Source organism: Mesorhizobium sp. M7A.F.Ca.US.002.01.1.1, from assembly GCF_004022955.1.
GTDB classification, from domain to species: Bacteria; Pseudomonadota; Alphaproteobacteria; order Rhizobiales; family Rhizobiaceae; genus Mesorhizobium; species Mesorhizobium ciceri.
The window spans coordinates 1-1439 of the sequence record NZ_RZQE01000845.1; the positions used below are offsets into that span (position 1 = coordinate 1).

The window sequence follows — 1439 nt, forward strand, 5'->3', positions numbered from 1 at the left end:
CTTGAAAGCTGCCATCAAGGCCCTGCACACTGGCGGCCGTCTCGTGGCAAACGCGGTAACGCTGGAGATGGAAGCCCTGCTTCTTGCCCAGCATACGAAGCTCGGCGGCGATCTCACGCGGATAAACATCTCGCGGGCCTCGCCGGTCGGCTCGATGCAGGCCTGGCGGCCGGCCATGCCAGTGACGCAATGGAGCTGGATGAAGCCATGATGGTCGCAGGCATAGGCTGCCGAAAGGGCGTGGGCGTCGAAGAGGTGCTTGCGGCGATCGAAACGGCGCTGGAGGCGCATGGGTTGGCGATGACGGCGCTGTCGGCACTGGCGACTGCCGCGTTCAAGAAGGATGAAGAAGCGATCGCCGCCGCTGGCCGCACGCTGAGTCTTCCCGTCATCGTCGTCGACGACTCAGCACTTCAAGCTGCCTCGTCGGATACGCTCAGCCATTCCGATCTCTCGCAGGATGTTGCCGGCACACCATCGGTCTCCGAGGCGTCCGCCCTCGCCGTTGCCGGCACAGGCGCAAAACTGCTTGGCCCCCGCACAGTGCTCGGCCCGGTCACCTGCGCCATCGCCATCAGCGGAGATGCGCCATGACCGTTCATTTCATCGGCGCCGGTCCAGGTGCGGCCGACCTCATCACGCTGCGCGGCGCAAGGCTTTTGGCAAACTGCCCGGTTTGCCTGCATGCCGGCTCGATCGTCGCGCCCGAATTGCTGCAGCACTGCGCGCCGGGGACAAAGCTGGTCGACACCGCGCCGATGTCGCTCGACGAGATCGAGGCCGCCTATCTCGAGGCGCACAAATCAGGCCAGGATGTCGCCCGGCTGCATTCCGGTGACCTGTCGGTATGGAGCGCGGTCGCCGAGCAGATCCGCCGGCTGGAAAAGCACGGCATCCCTTATACGCTGACGCCGGGCGTCCCCTCCTTCGCCGCTGCCGCCGCAGCATTGCGCCGCGAGCTGACCATTCCCGAAGTGGCGCAAAGCCTTGTGCTGACCCGCATTTCCGGGCGCGCCTCCAAAATGCCACCCGGCGAGACGCTGGCCGGCTTCGGCCGCACCGGCGCCACGCTCGCTATTCATCTGGCCATCCACGCCATCGATCGCGTCGTCGCCGAACTGACGCCGCACTATGGCGGCGATTGCCCGGTGGCGGTCGTCTTCCGCGCTTCCTGGCCGGACGAGCGCGTGCTGACCGGCACGCTGGCGACCATCGAGGCACAGCTCGCCGCCGATCCGATGGAGCGCACGGCGATCATCTTCGTCGGCCGCTCGCTGGCGGCGCGAGGTTTTGGCGAGAGTTCATTATACGACGCCCATTATCAGCGGCGTTTTCGCGGACGGGACGGATTGTGAGCGGCAGCACCAAAAACACCGGCGAAAACGCCACGCTCGAAAAAGCCTTGTCCCGGCTGAACTTCAAGCCGCGCCAACTGGAGC

General features: G+C 65.8%; 2 protein-coding genes and 1 pseudogene. All 3 read left to right on the forward strand.

What is annotated here, in order from left to right; all coding sequences use genetic code 11:
- Positions 1 to 211, forward strand: a pseudogene (locus tag EN932_RS36040) (cobalamin biosynthesis bifunctional protein CbiET); the annotation flags it as partial.
- Positions 208 to 594, forward strand: coding sequence for a cobalamin biosynthesis protein (locus EN932_RS36045; RefSeq protein WP_013531079.1), 387 nt, complete (start codon positions 208 to 210; stop codon positions 592 to 594). The pseudogene EN932_RS36040 and the gene EN932_RS36045, both read left to right, overlap by 4 nt.
- Entirely contained in the window at positions 591 to 1355 is a 765-nt protein-coding gene (gene cobM, locus EN932_RS36050; protein ID WP_024501374.1) for a precorrin-4 C(11)-methyltransferase, read from the forward strand. Before EN932_RS36045 ends, cobM begins: the two co-directional genes overlap by 4 nt.
- Positions 1356 to 1439 lie beyond the last annotated feature (84 nt).